Annotated in this window: 16 protein-coding genes and 1 pseudogene; 12 read left to right on the forward strand and 5 right to left on the reverse strand. The window is 59.9% G+C overall.

Annotation, left to right across the window (positions count from 1 at the left end):
* Window positions 1-29: 29 nt before the first annotated feature.
* The 4 genes from ACI3KQ_RS02495 to ACI3KQ_RS02510 form a co-directional block, all read right to left on the reverse strand.
* Window positions 30-1,136 carry a hypothetical protein gene (locus ACI3KQ_RS02495; protein WP_404954456.1) on the reverse strand — a complete coding sequence of 369 codons (1,107 nt, stop codon included), beginning with the start codon at window positions 1,134-1,136 and terminating at the stop codon, window positions 30-32.
* A 112-nt stretch (window positions 1,137-1,248) separates the two neighbouring features.
* Window positions 1,249-3,279: a hypothetical protein gene (locus tag ACI3KQ_RS02500; protein ID WP_404954457.1), complete on the reverse strand. Its 2,031-nt coding sequence runs from the start codon at window positions 3,277-3,279 to the stop codon at window positions 1,249-1,251.
* Window positions 3,276-4,028, reverse strand: coding sequence for a hypothetical protein (locus tag ACI3KQ_RS02505; RefSeq protein ID WP_404954459.1), 753 nt, complete (start codon window positions 4,026-4,028; stop codon window positions 3,276-3,278). The genes ACI3KQ_RS02500 and ACI3KQ_RS02505 overlap by 4 nt, the downstream gene beginning before the upstream one ends.
* A 71-nt stretch (window positions 4,029-4,099) precedes the next feature.
* Window positions 4,100-4,732 (reverse strand): hypothetical protein, encoded by a 633-nt coding sequence (locus tag ACI3KQ_RS02510; protein WP_404954461.1) that lies wholly within the window; start codon window positions 4,730-4,732, stop codon window positions 4,100-4,102.
* Window positions 4,733-4,871: 139 nt separating this feature from the next.
* On the opposite strand from ACI3KQ_RS02510, the gene ACI3KQ_RS02515 reads away from it, so the two are divergent.
* The gene (locus tag ACI3KQ_RS02515) at window positions 4,872-7,268 is read left to right on the forward strand and encodes a hypothetical protein (protein ID WP_404954462.1); all 2,397 of its coding nucleotides are present in this window, start codon (window positions 4,872-4,874) and stop codon (window positions 7,266-7,268) included.
* Here ACI3KQ_RS02515 and ACI3KQ_RS02520 read toward each other — a convergent pair.
* The gene (locus tag ACI3KQ_RS02520) at window positions 7,243-7,593 is read right to left on the reverse strand and encodes a hypothetical protein (RefSeq protein WP_404954464.1); all 351 of its coding nucleotides are present in this window, start codon (window positions 7,591-7,593) and stop codon (window positions 7,243-7,245) included. The genes ACI3KQ_RS02515 and ACI3KQ_RS02520 overlap by 26 nt on opposite strands.
* 203 nt (window positions 7,594-7,796) lie before the next feature.
* Here ACI3KQ_RS02520 and ACI3KQ_RS02525 point away from each other — a divergent pair, with 203 nt between their 5' ends.
* The 11 genes and pseudogenes from ACI3KQ_RS02525 to ACI3KQ_RS02575 all read left to right on the forward strand — a co-directional run bounded on the left by ACI3KQ_RS02525 (window position 7,797) and on the right by ACI3KQ_RS02575 (window position 16,788).
* Window positions 7,797-8,606: a hypothetical protein gene (locus tag ACI3KQ_RS02525; protein ID WP_404954465.1), complete on the forward strand. Its 810-nt coding sequence runs from the start codon at window positions 7,797-7,799 to the stop codon at window positions 8,604-8,606.
* Between the two features lie 99 nt (window positions 8,607-8,705).
* Window positions 8,706-9,338 (forward strand): hypothetical protein, encoded by a 633-nt coding sequence (locus ACI3KQ_RS02530; protein WP_404954467.1) that lies wholly within the window; start codon window positions 8,706-8,708, stop codon window positions 9,336-9,338.
* Window positions 9,339-9,429: 91 nt separating this feature from the next.
* Window positions 9,430-9,966, forward strand: coding sequence for a hypothetical protein (locus tag ACI3KQ_RS02535; RefSeq protein WP_404954468.1), 537 nt, complete (start codon window positions 9,430-9,432; stop codon window positions 9,964-9,966).
* A gap of 86 nt (window positions 9,967-10,052) precedes the next feature.
* The gene (locus tag ACI3KQ_RS02540; protein ID WP_404954470.1) at window positions 10,053-10,772 is read left to right on the forward strand and encodes a MobA/MobL family protein; all 720 of its coding nucleotides are present in this window, start codon (window positions 10,053-10,055) and stop codon (window positions 10,770-10,772) included.
* A gap of 151 nt (window positions 10,773-10,923) precedes the next feature.
* On the forward strand, window positions 10,924-11,505 hold the full coding sequence (locus tag ACI3KQ_RS02545; protein WP_404954472.1) for a hypothetical protein: 582 nt from the start codon (window positions 10,924-10,926) through the stop codon (window positions 11,503-11,505).
* A gap of 119 nt (window positions 11,506-11,624) precedes the next feature.
* Window positions 11,625-12,188, forward strand: a pseudogene (locus ACI3KQ_RS02550) (type IIL restriction-modification enzyme MmeI); the annotation flags it as partial.
* Window positions 12,189-12,381: 193 nt separating this feature from the next.
* Entirely contained in the window at window positions 12,382-12,513 is a 132-nt protein-coding gene (locus tag ACI3KQ_RS02555) for a hypothetical protein (protein WP_404954529.1), read from the forward strand.
* 32 nt (window positions 12,514-12,545) lie between these two features.
* Window positions 12,546-13,277, forward strand: a complete 732-nt coding sequence (locus tag ACI3KQ_RS02560) for a TetR/AcrR family transcriptional regulator (RefSeq protein WP_404954474.1) — start codon at window positions 12,546-12,548, stop codon at window positions 13,275-13,277.
* Window positions 13,278-14,017: 740 nt separating this feature from the next.
* Window positions 14,018-14,812, forward strand: a complete 795-nt coding sequence (locus ACI3KQ_RS02565) for a phytanoyl-CoA dioxygenase family protein (RefSeq protein WP_404954476.1) — start codon at window positions 14,018-14,020, stop codon at window positions 14,810-14,812.
* 87 nt (window positions 14,813-14,899) lie between these two features.
* Window positions 14,900-15,760 carry an NAD(P)H-binding protein gene (locus ACI3KQ_RS02570; RefSeq protein ID WP_404954478.1) on the forward strand — a complete coding sequence of 287 codons (861 nt, stop codon included), beginning with the start codon at window positions 14,900-14,902 and terminating at the stop codon, window positions 15,758-15,760.
* Between the two features lie 299 nt (window positions 15,761-16,059).
* The gene (locus tag ACI3KQ_RS02575) at window positions 16,060-16,788 is read left to right on the forward strand and encodes a hypothetical protein (protein WP_404954480.1); all 729 of its coding nucleotides are present in this window, start codon (window positions 16,060-16,062) and stop codon (window positions 16,786-16,788) included.
* The last annotated feature ends 7 nt before the right edge of the window (window positions 16,789-16,795 follow it).

Genomic DNA, 16,795 nt, shown 5'->3' on the forward strand with positions numbered 1-16,795 from the left:
TCCTGTCTCTGCCCAGCCTGCCTTTTCTCTTAGGCCAGGCGGAAGTGGCGACGAATTTCCACGATGAAGGCCTCGGCTGCCGCCTCACGTTCCGTCCGACCCATGCCCGCAATGTCGGGCAGGCGCAGACGCTCGATGTTGTCGGTGTGCCTTTCGCGAGCGCCGACCGGCTGCTCATCATGGCCAAGGATATCATCGCTTTCGATCGGCTTGATTGGCTTGCGCTGGGCGGTGGGAGCGCTGGCCATCGGCACGATGCCGAGCAGTTCGAGTGCTTCTGTCGGCTTGAAACGGATGCCCTCGGCGACAGCGCGCTCGGCGATATCGAGTGTCCGCCGAAGTTCCGCTTCCCCCAAGCTCCGCAGCGCCCCCTTCACGGTCACGCCATAGGAAATCGGAGCCTTGTGCGGCGCTTCGAGGAGGTCGAAGAGGATAGGAAAGTCCTGCTGGAGCCGCGCACCGATGAGCATGCGGCTGACCTTGTGCTCGTTGAGACCGGCATAGCGTTCGGCCAGCGCGATCTGACTGATGCCGCAGGCGCGCTGGAGGTTGAGCAGGCCATGGGCCATCTCCATCTTCGTGGCGACAGCCGAGCCCAGCACATCGTCGCACATGGCGACCACGGCTTCCTCCTCCGTGCCGGGAAACACGACCGCCCGGATCAGGATAGTCTCGTCGCCGGGGTGCGCGGCCTTGATAGCCTCAAGGATGTAACGCCCGTTCTTGAGGTGATAGCGGCCACCCTTCTCCACCAGTTCGACGGGGCGGAAGGACAGGGGATTATCCGCCGTGACCGCGAGCGCGGAAGCATGTTCGGCGTGCTTTGGCGAATAGGCGCGAAGATGATATTCCCAGTCGCCGATCTCGTCGATCGAGACGAGAATTTCTCCGGGCACTTCCGGGGCAGGCTTGAACTGCTCCGTGTAATTGCCAGGATCGGCGTCCTCGGCGTCCTCGGCGTTCGCTGCGGCCAGAGCGGCCGAATGCTTGGCTAGCTCGAATGCGAAGGCTTCCGCATCGGCATGCAGGGCATCCTCATCCGGCGAGGACATGGGAGCGACGTTCCCGTTCCTTCCGGTTACGCCCTCATTGTCCTTGTCGAGAAAGGACGGCTGTTTATCATTGCTGTAAGTCATCGGCCTGGTCACCCGCGAGCCGATCGCATGAGCGCGATCAGGTCGTGGGAATCCGATTGTCACTGATTCGAATCTTAAGACTCCCTGACTCAGGAACGAGGTAGGCTGCCGTTCAGCAATTCCACGCGCCTTCCACGGCGATCGCCTGCCTATATTCAGCCTTCCGTCGCCGCTCTGATCCTTTCCGTCCCATCATCTCTTCACGCCAGACCATCTCGTAGAGAAAGGGATCATCTGTCGTGGGATTGAGAGTCGGGAGCAGCGCGGCGATCTCCCGGATCAGACATTCGCGATAGAGCGTCGCGCCGTGGCGAGACGCCATGCGGTCCGGCACCTGCACCATTGTGAAATAGGGCCGAAAGAGATCCTGCACGCGCTCGAGCGGATGTTGTGCTGGAAGGCCGGTGAAACAGTCCGCCGGTGACATAAGGCGCCCGGAGGGATGCGGTACGCGGCTCATTGGCACGCTCCATGCCTTAGCCTTCAACGCCTGACCCGGATCATATTGCAGGAACCGGCTGCAACGCCGCAGGAAATGCAGTTCGGCGTCGGGTTTCCACCAGGCATCGAACCGAAAGCCCTGCGTCCAGCCGGGTTCTCCTGCCGATGGGGCACAGTGGCGGGCGCGCTCGCGCGCACCGCCATACGCGCTCTTGAAGCGGTCGGCGAATTGCTCATCCGTCGGATCGACGGACTTGCTGGCCTTCTCGCCGGTCGCCATCCGCCGGTCCATATCATCCCATTGCTCGTCTTGGTCGAAATCCGCCTGATTGAGCGAAGGAGAGAGGAGACTGTGGACAATTTCCCGCGTCCACCGAACGTCATCCTGCGATCCAGCGCCTCCCGCTATGGCGCGGGCGCTGGGCAGGCAGATCGGGATGGCCATGATCGTGGCGAGGCTCATCACGTCGGATGATCGCTGATCCGGAATGCGGTAGGCCTTGCCCGCATTTTTGGGCACGCCGCGCATCCAGAAAGACCCCTCATGAGCCGCCATGGTCTCGACCATCTGGATCAGCATCACCGGCAGGATCATCGCGGGTTCCACCCCGCGATAGAACCGGATGGGACGACCGTTGCGGCCATTGCCATGCCGCACGCGGGGGTTTCGCCCGGTAAAAAGCGCACTATGCGTAAAGGCGCTGTCCACCTGTGCATGGGTGCGATCGCGATCAACCTTCGGCGCCTCCTTGTTCATCGTTGGGTGAAGGACGCGGGCGTGTGCGGCGGCGCCTGCTACAAATTTCGAGGTAGCATCCGGTGAGGACCGGACCTGGCTCATCGACGAAGAGGATCGCAAAGCTTGCCGGACGGAATTGTGCGATACGCCAAGGTCGGCGCGGAGGGCAAAGAGCAGATCGAAGCCGCGTTCATATTCGTTCATGATGCCGCAGGAGATACGCAGGCAGATCGCCCTGTTCCTGATGCGGCTGCGCTCATAACAGGGCGGCAGATCTTTCTGAGCGATTTGCCGGATCAGCATGTCCGCTCTGTCAATCTGGCGAAGCCAGATAGCGACGAAGAGATCGAAGCACTGTTTCTGCAACCAGATCATGCATTCGAGATAGCTGCTTGTGCTGACCAGGATGATCCTCGCCTGCAACACATCGGTGGTGTGGGCACGATCATAACCGACGTCGCCGCGATAGATGCGGGCCGGATCGGCAAGCGGGCTGAAGAGCGGCCTGTATCGCAGCACGACGAAATAGCGCAGCTGCGCCTCACTGGCAGGAACAGGCACGCCATAGAGGGTGATGATATTGCCCTCCCTGCCAAAGCCCTTCATCAGCCAGAGTTTCGCTACGATTGCCGGATCAGGGGGCGGCACGACATCTGGCGCGGCGCGCAGGGCGCCGAACAGATCCGTCACCACCTTGTGCTGGCCATGCAACTCGTCCCGCAGACCCGGCCAGGTCATGCGATTCGTGTGGGTCACGCGCGCTTGCAGGCGCCGGGCCCGCTCCTGCGGTGTAACCGCCGATTGCAGATCGAGTGCGTGGAGAATGTCTATGCGGCCGATTGCTTCGAACCTTTCGACGACCTTATCGCCCGTAACCAATAGGCCATCAAAGGCATCGGAGAGGTCTATCTTCTGAGATTGAGACAGACGCTCGCCATAGTTTGGATCATAGTGTGCGGTCATGAAGTATTCCTTTTTGATCGCCAGTAAGAGGCATAGGTCTTGCACGCGGCCAGATCGCGCGAGTCAGCATCGCGATCAAACCGTTCCAGATCTGCTTTTAGGCTCGTCATCCGTTCCAAAGAAGCGATTGCCCGCTCTACTATCATGTAGAGAGCCTCGATTGTTTCGGATCGGGACAGATCTTCCCTCATTCCTTCCAGTTTCCTGAAAGTAGCGACGAGCCTCCGCTCGATAGCGAACGGGCCGCTGAGCCGGTGCGTATGACCTTCCGGGTCGATCCATACGAACCAGCCATCGCTATCCGTCCAGCTCCGATGAAATCGCGCCTGGCTGTCGATCCACGACCATGCCTGGGCCCGGGTGGGACTGATGGGGGCGTCATCGGCCTCGGCTGCATCCTGCATCACCTGTTGCTGGGTGAGGGTCGGCGGTCCTTTCAGAATGCGCCTGCGGTCATCCGGCAGATTGCTGGTATCCAGGAACAGCCTGATATGCTCCTCATGGAGCGCGACGATCAGGCAGATTTCGGCGCATGCGGAACCGAGCCTGTCGATTTCCTGCACTAGCTCTCCCGCCGCGCGCCGTGTGTCATCGGCAGCGACCGCATTCCAGCCGGCAATGTCGTCTCCGATGACGGTCAGCCTGTCGCGCCTTTCGATTATCGCTCTGCGCGCTTTGTCGCGCAGGTCACGATCGGAGCTTTCCATGCCGGAGATGAGGTCGTCGATTTCCCGCTGAATTTGCTGCATCTCATCGATGATCGGCTGATAGTGGCTGAGCTGGTGCGCTACGCCATTTCGATCGATCCAACTGGACGGGCTCATGCCATGAACTCCCTGTAGCTGAGGTTGGCGCCATGCTGTTCCAGCCAGTCGGCCGCTTCCCCACGGCACAGATCGCCCGGCAGGTCTGCGTGACGGATGCGGCAGGTGACGCGAACCAGCCAGCGCTGGTCAGCCGTCATCGGCTGCTGACGCCAGGCCCCTTCGAGACGATACTCCTCATCCCGCGCGAGCCATTCCGCGCGCTCATCAACATAGGTGGCGAGGCGCCGTTGCCAGGTAACCAACAGCCCGCGTGCTGCGAGTTCACGTTCCTGCCTGTCCAGCAGGCGGACCATGATGGTGCCGAGCGAGGCTTCGGAATCGCTGTCAATCAGTTCGTCCGCCAGGGCGAGCATATGATGGCCGACGCCGGCCAGCAGACCGGCGAGCGCATCGGCATCACAGGCCCGCATTCCGACATTCACCATCACGCCACCAAGCGTGATCTTGTGGTGCATGTCGGTAGGATTGGTCGCCACCGTCTTGAAAGCTGGCTCGATGAGGTGCCGCCGCCGCTCGGCGACGGCGGCGCGCTGTTCGGCCAGCGCGGCGATGCGGGCGTCCGCAGCGCCGAGGAGGTGGTCGATGTCCGGCGGTCCATCGGTATTATCGTAAATTTGCGATGCCATGTCTGGTGCTCCTGTCTGAATGACAGGGTGCAGAATCGCGGATCCGCCGATCGAAACACTCCCTGACTCAGGGAATGTTCGCTCGGGACGAGGGGGTAGGGTTGGGGGGCTGAAGATTAGCGCAAGAAATGTTTCACCGATGGCGAAGACTACTCCCTCCCGCACTGCGGTTCAGGCTGCCCCCCAACCAGCCAAGAAGAAGCCGCACATCTATGTGCCTGCGCTGATCAGCGACAATTTCGGACGCTTGTCGATCCTTACGGCGGACACCGCAAATCCCTTCGTTGCTAAAAAACTGGATTCTGCGTCCCGCCGGTTGCAAATCCGAGCGGAGGAAAAGCTGGGGCGCGATCAGCATCGCGATTATGTCCTCGCGGAGAGGGGCCTGACGATCGAGTTCCGGGAGGCCGAGCAGGCGCGCCGCATGGGGCGACGGCTGATTGGAACGAAGGTCCGGCCGGAGAAGATCCGGCATCGACCGCCCAAGGAGCGCCAACGTGGATGGCCCCATGCATCGCGCGCTCTGCCGAAATATAGTGGCCTTGTCCTGGACCGTAAGGGCGAACGTGGCGTGTTCGTGCGTATCCGCTATTATTCGCGCAAGACCGCAGAGGCCGGCGTGTCATCCCGCGTTGTCAAATATGTATTCAATGGCGCGGAGCTGGATGCCGCAGGTCAGCCGTATTTCGTCTCAAACGTCGGGCGCGACGTGGACGAGGCACACTGCGCCTTCGACCATCTGGAGCAGGTCAACTGGGCGGCGCAGAAGAACGCCAAGCTGCTGATGCATGCCATCATGGCGGTCGATTATCGCCAGACGCCGGACGATATGATGCGGACTGGCGTAGTCTGGGCGGAGGAAGCACTGGGGCGCTTCGGCCTGCCTTATGTCGTGACCCTTCATGCGCCGCCTGAGGACGGGGACGAGCGCAACTGGCATCTCCACATCCTTTTCAGCTTCCGCCCGCTGGCACGAGTTGGCGATCGTCAGTGGGAGGTAGGCGAGATGCTGCGCACAGATCTGGACAATCCCCAGGCGATGCGGCTCATGCGCGAGATGTACGCGTCGGTGATGACGATCACCTCGTTCGAGAGCGGTATCAACCAGCCCTATACCGCCAAGAGCAATGCCGCGCGGGGACTGGTGCACGAACCGCAGGAGCATCTTGGCGGTGCGCGAACCAACATGGTGCGAAACGGCCATCACATCGCGAAGAACGAGGAAAATTTCGAGCGGGTGATGCGCTCCGAAGCAGCTGCGCTCGACGAGGATTTGCGCCATGTCGACGAGGCGCTGGCGAGGGAGCAGGAGGTTGCTCGCGGCATCAGGCAGCGCTGGTCGAGGATAGCAGCGACACTGCCTCAGGTCCCGCAGCGGATCATGGCGTCTCTCGTCAATATCGACATGCCGGTCATTACGCCGGTGCCGCCTGCATCCGTGCCGTTCGTCGCTCCGGCTCTTGAACTCCCTGTACGGAGCGAGGTGTTCCGCTTCGCTGGTCTTGTCGACGCCGTGGTGGAACCGGTGAAGGCGGCGCCAACGAATGTCGAGCGTTACTATCCGCCGAGCATTCCGGTGCGCTCAGTCATCCTGCCAGATATGCCGCCGCTCGAAATCGCAAATTTGCGATTGCCCATGCGACAGGCTGACGCTGCGTCACCGTTGCCCGCAATAGCCAATCCGGTCGTGCGGCCGCTGGTGCCGGCGATCAGTGTCCAGATGCCGATCTCTCCTTTGCTCGCAATCGACAGCGCGCCGGATCTGCGCATGGTTTCGCCGCCCCGTGCACATGTTCCTGCGCCTGTTCCGTACATTTTCTCATCGGGCCTGCCCGCTGTGCAGAGAGTGCCGCATATGCCGCAGCGTCTGTCGGAATTGCCGGTCGCGATCAGAGGGGCGCATATGCCGCCCGCTGTTCCTATCCAGCGCCCATCGTCCGTTGCCGACACCGCTACGCTTGGCCTCTCCATTGCGCGTATCAACGACGCGCTGGAGGATCACGGCCGGCGCGAAGAGGATCGGGCTGCGGTCGACAAGGCCCGGCAGATGGCGGTTGCCAGGGCTGCCGATGAAGAGCGTCGGCGGCAGGCGCTTGACAGCCTTCTGGCGCAGATCATCGCTGAGCGGCGTGCCATCAACAGACGTGACGGCAAGCGCCGGGTTGAAGCCGAACTGCTGGCGCGCCATGGCCTTGTTCAGGATGATATCGTGACAGAGGAGGTTCAGGCCCAACTGGACAATATTGCCAGGGAGCGGGCCTTAGAGGTGGGGCAACTGGCCGAGGTTGGACGAGAGGCCGTGGTAGCCCAGGGTGCGGCACCGCCGCAGGGCGGGCATGAGGCGGATGCGCCTCGCCGACAATCGCTGGCAGGTTGGCTCAGAGCGGCGACACATGCGGATCGGATCGCGGCACTCGATGATGACGAGCACTGGCCCCGGCGCAGGCGAGAGAACGAAGGCCGCCCGGCCGGATCGCAGATCGATACCGGCCGTAAAAAGCAGCTGCCGATCACGCTTCAGGGGCCAGATCTTTAACCCGGCCGCTGGCGATTGCATAGGCGTCGCACATCGTAACGCCTGACCCTTTGCTGGGATATACAAGGTCACGGAACTCCTTGCAGAAAGCGTGCGGCACATCGTCGCGCACATACCAACGGGCGAAAGGACAGAAGCCGCACAGGGGCAAATCATCAAGTGCGATGCCCACTGTGATCGTCACCGGTCCTCGCGCATCGGGATTGGGCCTCCACAGTTCCTCGATATCGGCGGCAGTCAAATCGCTTGGGTCGAAAGTCATCATCTTCTCCTTGTGATGAGCGTGCACCGGCACGCGGCGAAACAGCGTTAGCGCTGAATTCATGAGATTGGGTTGGCCTTGCTGCGGAGACGGCATTGCCATGCGGCCGCTGTGAAAAAGGCGCCTTCGCCAGGCTTGGCACCAGATTGCGGTCCATGACGGATTATCAGTGATCGGAAGATCGTTGGGGAAAATGGCATGACGCCGCCCAGCGGCTCCGGTCCGCGACCGCCGTCCGGCGGCGCGTTCTTCATGGAGAAAACGTTATGCGTCAATGGCAACGCCAGCCGCTTCAATATCCGTATGAACATATCGTCTGCTATGATCTGGAAACCATCGTGGATCAGGAGATGGAGGATGGCAGCTTCCCGCCATGGCCCAGGCATCGCCCGGTGGCCGGGGCATTCCTGACGGCCAGATGGTCGCAGGATCGCTACAGCTTCCGGTTCGACACACTGCTGTGCCGGGAAGGGACGGAGGAAGAGTTCTATCGCAAGGTCGACAGCCTGCTCCCGCAAGACTGCCTCGGCGTTTCGCTGAATGGCCGGAATTTCGACAATATCGTTCTTCGCCTGCAGGCCGAGCGCCATGGTCTCTTCAACCTGCGCAACATCGCCCGTCAAGCGGATGCCGGGCGCTTCGATGTCGCCCATCTTGACCTGATGGATGCGTTCGGCGGTGGTCGGGGCACGTCGCTGGCGGAACTGTGCAGGGCGCTGGATATCCCGGTGAAGACCAGCGTGTCCGGGGCTGATGTCGGCGAGCTTTGGCGGGCCGGCGATGTCGCGGGGGTCAAAGCCTATGTGCAGGAGGACGTTATCGCGACCTATGTCCTCCATCTGCACGCCGCCGCCTGGCGCGGAGGCGATGATCGGCTGCTGGCCTTGCCCCTGGCTGACCTCAGCCTCTGGATCGAGAGCGAACCAAGGCTGCACCATTTGCTGCCGTTCGCGACGTGTCGCCCGGCGCTCTGGGCGCGGTCACGCGCGCCAGCGCTGCGGGCAGAGGCGGCCCTTGCCGATGCCGAGCTTCGGCTGAGGCGCGAGCAGGACGAAGCCGCGTTCGCCGCCCACTAGATCGGCTTCACCACTTCCATCCAAAACCCATTCGCGCGCGCTCATCGCTCCGGCTGCTTCCGGAGCCGATTGCGTGCGCCCGCATATCAGGACATATTCATGACCGACGAACCCGTTACCTTTGTATCCCTCGCCTTGGCGAGCATCGCCATACCGCCTACCGCGAACGCCGATTCGCCGCCCGGAACGCATCTGGTCGGGGCCGGGCTGCTGATCGCCAAGCGCTATGGCTCGCGCTGGCGGTTCAGCAGCGAGGCGGCCACCGTTTCGGCCGGAGAGAAGGAGCAGAACCTTCTGATCTGGATGGCCGACCGCCTGCCCATGGCCGACACGATGATCGGCTGGCAGATCGATCAGCATTTGGTCCCGGCCCTGATCGATGCCGCGGCTCATGCGGACCCGGCCATCGCCCATCATTTCACGCTGCGGCTTGCGCGGGCGCTTCGCAACAACGTCGTTGATCTTTCGATCGACGGCCGAGTCGCTACCGCCAGGATGGCGGAAGACGCAGCCACAGCGCCCAGCATGGCCCCGGACGCACTGCTCGCAGCTTGGGGCATTGGTCGTCTCGATGCCGTGCGCGCAGACCTGGCGACCGAGGCGCTCGGCACCTGGTTGGCGTTCGTCCGGCAGGCGAAGGCGCTGGGCATGGAAGCCGAACAGGCGACACGCGACTGGATGCACCGCAGCAGCAGCATTCGTCCGGTGGATGACAGGCAGAACATGGGCTGAGCAGGAAACAGTGAAATCGGGAACCGTGAAAGAACGGAAAAATGGAATTCCCCGGCCGACAGGCCGTCACCTGAACACATGGAGTATCTGAATGACACATCCCTATCTCGCACGCGGTCAGGCATGGGCTTTGGCACTGCGGACCCTGATGGGCTATCCGCCCTATGAGCCGACACGCCACACAATGTCCTTCTGCACCAGCGGGCCGCGCGACTTCGACGATATACTGCATCTGACCGGGCTCGCGACGGAGATGCAGAAAGATATGCTGCATTTGACCTTTGCCGAACTGGATGACCCTGAGCCGTGCCTGGTATCGTTGGTCGTGCATCAGCCGCTCTGCGTCGAATGGATGTCAGGTTGCCAACTCTATGCGGCAAGCGAGCGGGCGCCGGTCGAATTGCTGCAGGGGGACAGGCGCTGGCGCATCGATGAGCGCAACCAGCTGGTGAGCGGCAAGCTGCCGGCCCGGCATCTCCTCGCGCGTGGCGAACAGACCGCCTGGGCGCGCTGGCGCAAGGCGGCAGCAGAAATGGATGGCGTGGCGCTGACCGGCAACAAGTTCGTGCCCCAGGGGAAGCCGCTCGCCGATGCCATGCCGACAGAGGCGATCAAGGTCGTCGGCTGAGCCATCAACTCAACCCCTTCCGCGTCGTCATGACGCTTTCCAGCGCCGCCCCCTGTGGGCGGCGTTGGCGTTTTAAGGAGACTCAAATGTTCATCACCCAGGATCAACTTCGCCAAGCCCGCCGCGAACTGGTGGCCCGTCCCCGCAGCATATGCCGTATCAAATGGCCGGATTTCAAGGTCCGGCCGGTCAGCGAGGAGTGGCAATATTTCGGGCGTGTCCCGGCTTACAAGTCCGCCGTCGCCAACGTCGCCTATATCTGGCGGGACAGCGAGCCAAGCGACCGCTTCGGTTCCATGCCCGCCCGTTTTGCCGAAAGGCGGTTCGAGCTGAAAGGATCGGGGCTGCTGCTGCCGGCCAGCGCGCCGCTCTGGGCTGCCGTCGACCCTTATACCATCTGGATGGAGGCGGATGCTGTCGCAGTAGCTACAGGCGATCCCACCGCCGTGGCAGCGTGGCACGTCATGATGGAAATCCCGCTCGACGTACGGCCAGAGAACTGGCGCTGGCTGTGCGAAGGCTTTCTGCGCAGCCAGCTGGTGCAGCAGGGCGCGGCGGTGGCCTGGGCCATCCATTCCGTCGGAGGGGACGATGGGGAGTGGATCATCAAGCCTCACATGCACGCCATCGTGACCGCCCGCTACTGGCGCCATGACAAGCGCCACGGCCGACGTCACCCCAACTGGATCGGCAGCTGGGCACAGCAGAAGCGCATGGAATTTGCCTGGCGCCGCCGCTGTTCCAGCATGCGCGATCTCGCGCGAGCGGGATTCCTTGTAAATGGTTGCTGGCCTCCGGCGGCTTGATAACCGGACCTTAAAGATCTGCCGCGCATGGTCGCTCGCGGAGCGGCGCGCCGGTGGGACTTGTTTCTACACACTCATGCGTCGAACCGGGAAAATTCGGACAGCCTGTCCGAAAAAATCTGTTCTGGCGCATGAGTAGGTAGCATCAGGAATGTCAGCAGCAACTGAGCCGAAGTCCGTCCTGACGCGCGATGAGGTGCGCGAGGCGATGCTCCAGATCAAATTCAAACCAGGCAGCGAGGTTTCCAAAGCCGCCGAGCATTTCGCGCGCCTGTGCAGATCCGATGCTGATGATATGCTCAATGAGGCCGTGAAGCGGGCGCTCTCGTCCCGGCAATGCCCCACGGGCATTGACGTCGAGCAGTTCTTAAACGGTATCCTGCGCAGCATCTCCTCCAGCCGCAGCATCGCACGCACCGCCGCGAAAAATGAAGTTTACGTGCCCATCCCGGAATTGCTTGCTGCTGTGGGCCTGACCAGCATGACATCCCCACCTCCAGATGAAATATTGGAGATCGAGCGTCAGCGGGCCGTCTACGCCGAAGTGATAGAAGAACTAGCGCGTCAATCTTCCGCCATAGCCATCCTCATTGATGCGATTGATCAAGGCCTACGGGGCAAGGATATCGAGGATCTACTAAGCATCTCGACGCATGAACTGGCAGCCCTGCGCAAGACTCTGAAGCGACGGGCGGAGAAAGCGAAAGCGGAGGTGCGGCTCGACCCGCAATGACGATCGCGCTGGAAGGTGCCCGCATCATGGTAGGGCGCGTGACAAAATTATGGCCCAAAGCGGCGCAACGTATTCACAAGCCGTTGCAGATGAAGCGAAAGGCAGCTTAAGCCATCCTAATGGGGGATAATTCCGAAGCCGAATCATTCATCACCCGCTGGAGGGACACGGGCGGGTCAGAGCTTGCCAATACGCAGAGCTTCATCAACGAGCTGTGCGCGTTGATCGGCGTTTCCCCGCCAGATGGCAGCCAAGCCGACGATGCGCGCAATGATTATGTGTTCGAGCGGCGCGTGTTCCAGGACAATGGCGACGGCACGACCAGCTTTGGACGCACTGATTTATACAAGCGCGGCGCTTTCATCCTTGAGGCGAAGCAGGGCAGCGATGCCGACCGGGCCGCAGCCGAGCGTGGCGAGGACGATCTCGACCTGTTCGGCCAGACCGCTTCGGTGCGCATGAAGCGCGGCACCGCGCGGCGTGGCACGCCTGGATGGGCAAAGGCGATGGTGCAGGCGAAGGGCCAGGCCCAGCGCTACGCCAAGGCTCTGCCGGTGGATCATGGCTGGCCTCCGTTCCTGCTGGTCGCGGACATCGGCTATTGCATTGAGGTCTATGCCGACTTCACCAGCACGGGAAAGGCCTATGCACAATTTCTGGATCGGGCGCGCTACCGCATAATGCTGAAGGATCTCGTCGGTCCGGACGTGGGGAAGCGTCTGGCCGCGATCTGGACCAGCCTAAGACGCTCGACCCATGCATCGAAGCGTTACGCGCGACGTTGCCGAACTGCTCGCCACTGTATCGCGCCGACTGGAGGCGCGCGGCCATTCTGCCGAAGCGGTCAGCGCCTTCCTCTCTCGCGTTCTATTCACCATGTTCGCGGAGCACACCGGTGTGCTCTTGCCGCGCGACAGCTTCAAGACGCTGCTGCGCGGGCAGTTCGCCCATCCCGAGCATCTTCATTACCAGCTATCCGCGCTGTGGAGTACGATGGACAAGCCTTGATCGGTTGAACCTACGGGGTTTAAGGCAGCGCAATGACAAAATCCCGTGATAGCGAACTTTCGATGGATCTCGGCATTGTGCGCCCAGGGAAGTCACCCCATGGCTCAAAGACCGTTGACAGAATACTTCAGGCAGCCGTCGACGTCCTGATCGAAGAAGGATATGCTGCTTTCACCTTGCAAAGGGTTGCTGCGAAATGTGACATGAAGATAGGTAACGTCACTCGTCATTTTCCCAAGAGAGAGGTGCTCGTTCAAATTCTTTTGCAAGATATTTTAACCTCGGGCGATAAGCTTCTAAAAAAGAATGTGTACAAGCCTAAGATATCTGCAGAAGATGCATTGGCTCTTATCATTACTGGAACAATGGAGGGTGCCAAGACAAAAGGTACGACCCATTTGATGACTGAGCTTTGGGCAATGAGCAATCATAATGACTTTGTCGCACGACGTTTGGAATCGTTATATGGTCATGTTCACACGTTGATTGGCTCATTTGTGAGGCAGTTAAATGCCTCCATTAGTGCCGATGACGCTGAAGCTTTAGCGGTGTTCATCAACGCCACTATGGAGGGTGCTACGGTGCTTGCGGGATATGGCAAGCCGTGGGAGCCGAGAATGCCTTTCATGAAAGCAATGGCTGCACATTCACTGATCGCGATGGTGAAGACAATTACCCCCGATGATATACAACGGCTTATTAGCCGATCTTTGCATGCTACAGCGTCCGAGATTAGTTCCGACGTAGAACTCCTGCCTGAATGACCGGCGTCATAGTTGCATGCTGACATCGTGGCCAGAGAGCCAACCGTGCGTTATTCCGGCATGGTCAAGCAATGCAGCGTTGGTTTGCTACCCCGCCCTGTGAACGCGTTAGTTTCGTCAGCTGCGGCGTAGCCGATACCGGTTTGAGGGCGATGGTAGCCGCATTGCAGCGCTAGGTCATGGGTTCTATCGGAGCAGGAGCGCGCGGTTGCAGTTGGGCGACCGCTCAACAGGCTCGAACAATCCCGCTCCAGCGCTTAACCGTCCAACAATCGCCGCCTCCCCGGCTTGCCGCGCGGGAGCCCTAACATCGAGCCGTGTTTAGGGCGCTTTGCGTCTCGATTTGGAGACTCACTTGACATAAAGTTGATATTGTTCAACATTGCATATCAGTTGTTACACACAAACACTTTAGGCGGTCCGGAAGCGTGGCCCATTCTTCACCGAACGACGGTCCACGGCGCATGGAGGGCGAAGAGCGTGAAGCGCAGCGCACGACAAACCTTTGCACGAGCTCGTCTACGTTGGTTCGAGAGTGCTGCGATACGGTTGATGCCGAGGTCTGCCGGGCTGCGTTCCGCTCGGCTGCGTCGGCACAGCTCTTCGGCGAGCGGCAAAGCCCTCCCACCTGGTCCGAAGCTAGCATGCTGCTTCTGCTGCAGCGCCATGGATGCCGCAAGTATCGCTGGTAGTTTTCCAATTTCGAAATGCAATCACGCCATAATCCGAGGAAGATTCCAATGAAGCTGCAACACTTGCCTAACACTGCCACTGTCGAGGAAGCTGTGGCGGTAATGCGGGAGCATGGGCACGTTATCATAGATGATTTGGTTCCGGTCTCTGTTGTAGACCAGATATTGGCTGACATGCAGCCCTATATAGAGGTCACGCCATTCAGCGAAAATGAGTGGTTCGGCAACGGCTCCCAGCGCATCGGCAACTTAATTGCTCGCTCGGAGACTGGTCGCGATCTCGTCATGAATCCGCTGGTGCTGGGGGTTGTGAAAGGAGTTCTTAGTCATTCGCCTCTTGTCCAGCTCGGTGCAACCGAGATGATTTCGTTGCGGTCTGGTTGTCCGGCTCAATATATTCATCAGGATGAACTGACGTTCGACAGCTTCCCGTTCCCGGACGATTATGTCGTATCCTGCAATACATTGTGGGCCGTCACGGATTTTACGGAAGAAAATGGTGCGACACGCGTCGTTCCGGGGAGTCACGCCCGCCCGCGCGCCGAGTATACGATGGAAGACACATTGCCGGCAGAGATGACTCGCGGGTCCGTGATGATTTTCACGAGCAAGCTATGGCATGCCGGTGGCAGCAATCAATCGCAGGAAGTTCGGCGCGCGCAGGCGATCAACTATTGCGTTGGTTGGGTCCGACAGGAGGAAAACCAGTTTCTGGCCTGTCCGCAGGATATCGCAAGGACCCTTCCAGACGATCTTCTGAAGTTGATGGGGTATCAAATTGGATTTGGTTATGGACATGCCGGTGCGCAAGCAGACCCGCTTGAGGCACTTCGACAGGGATAGCGAAGAGCGATTGTCAACGAGGGCCTGGGCGATTGAATCAGCAAAAACTTCGACATGCAGATTTGGATGCTGGGATGGATATCGAGAATGAAAATCGGGGTTAGTGGCGCCAGCGGCCAGTTAGGTAAGGCCGTTCTGAAGCGGCTGGGCGAATTGCCTGGCGGATATGAGGTTGCCGGGATTTCTCGTTCGCCACACAATGTGGGCTACGCGGATGAGGCGCGCTTTGGCGACTATGACGATCAAGACAGTTTGCGGGAAGCCTATTGCGGCTTGGACAGGCTGCTGATCATACCGACTCTGGATCTAAAATATGGCGCTCGGGCCCGGCAGCTGGTTCATGCGATAGACGCTGCGCTAAGCGCTGGCGTCGAACATATAGTTCTCATTTCTGACGCCGGAACGCGTGAAGATCCTGAACCTCATATTGGAGCAGCCAGTTGGGCGGGCGAACAGCACCTCATCAAATTGGCGCCTCGCTGGACGATACTTCGCGCAAATTATTTCATGGAGTCATTTGCTCAGGAGGTGGTTCTATCAACTGTCGCGGGACGGATGGCAGAACTTGGCGAAGGGCGCGTCGGGTTTGTAAGCCGGGATGACGTGGCGGCCGCGGCGGCAGGTATCCTGGTCGGAACGGGGCACTCAGGAGCCATCTACAATGCGACGGGATCTGAAGCGCTGTCCCTGGCTGACCGGGCTCAACTCATAGAAAAGGTAGGAGGCCAGCGCATTGATATCGTCCAAATTTCTTTGGAAGAACTTTCGATTGAACTTCAGCTTGCCAAATATCCTGAAGATTATCGTGGTCTTGTCGTGGATATCAAACGGAAGACGTCGGAAGGGGGATATGATATCGTAACCGGGGATGTAGAGAGACTATCCGGTCAGCCTCCGGTTGCTCTGGGCGATGTCCTAAAAAGCTATCTTGTCCAGAGCGTCTTGTGAGATGGTAATGGAAATTCATCAGCAGCTTCGCCTATGCTGTGGTCTCAGTCTTTCTGCTGCTGTCATTTGCCAAGACCCGACACTTACCCGTCCAGTCACTCCCTACCAACTGCCAGACTGCGGTTCGGCATTGGAGGTGTTTCTTTCACTGACGACTGCATCTGCCATCGAATATAATCCGTACATAAGGCGCGGAAGGCAAACATCCCGAGGACGCCGGGAGGCAGCTGGCAGGATACTGGCTCGGGGGCGTTGATGAAAGGCAGCCTATGCATACCGCTTTCTCACTGAAGGACTCGATGTTCAGAATCGAGATAGATGGCGACGTTGCGGACAGTCGTGCCTTGCTCGACTGGCGTCCCGAAGACCGCCTCGGCGTCGTTCTTCGTTCGCCCTTGAGCGCCTTGGGTGCCAGCATGCTGATGCAGCTGGTAACCGCCGCCTATTATGATGTGCGCCCTGGCCGAAGGAAGGGGCCGCATTACGCTGACATATATCTTTTCCACTCTGGTGGACGCTATGGCGACTTCTCAAGCTTTGACGTGACACCTCACCGTGAGCTCTTTCTTCCGGCGGATGCGGGAGTGCTGATCGAGGCAATCAACGATCGCGCTATAACACATCTGGCGGTCCCAGACGGCGATCAAACGCAATCGGTATTCCCGTGGATTGAGCCGGAAGCAGCGCGCGATCGCATCCGGCACTGCTTCGCCTACTCTGCCGGGGGACGAGTGCGGGATGCGGATATCGCGATCCTGTCGTCAGCACCCGACCTGCGTCAGGACGTCGAACTGGCGCTGAACCCCATGGCGCTTGTTGATAACATCGAGCGCTACATCGATGCGGGAGATGCGGATATTCAGCTCTTCTCAAGACGGTTGGCCCAGCGCGTACGCAGCCGGGTGAACGAAGCAAGCGAAATAGAGAAAGAAATTGCAAAAGCGCATCATAATAATAGCTGGAATAATGGCATGATTCGCCAGAGTTTTCGAAGAATAAGCGTCGATGATGCTCTGTCATTGCTTTGAATAAAGC

The organism is Sphingobium sp. ZW T5_29 (assembly GCF_044987515.1).
Lineage (GTDB): Bacteria > Pseudomonadota > Alphaproteobacteria > Sphingomonadales > Sphingomonadaceae > Sphingobium.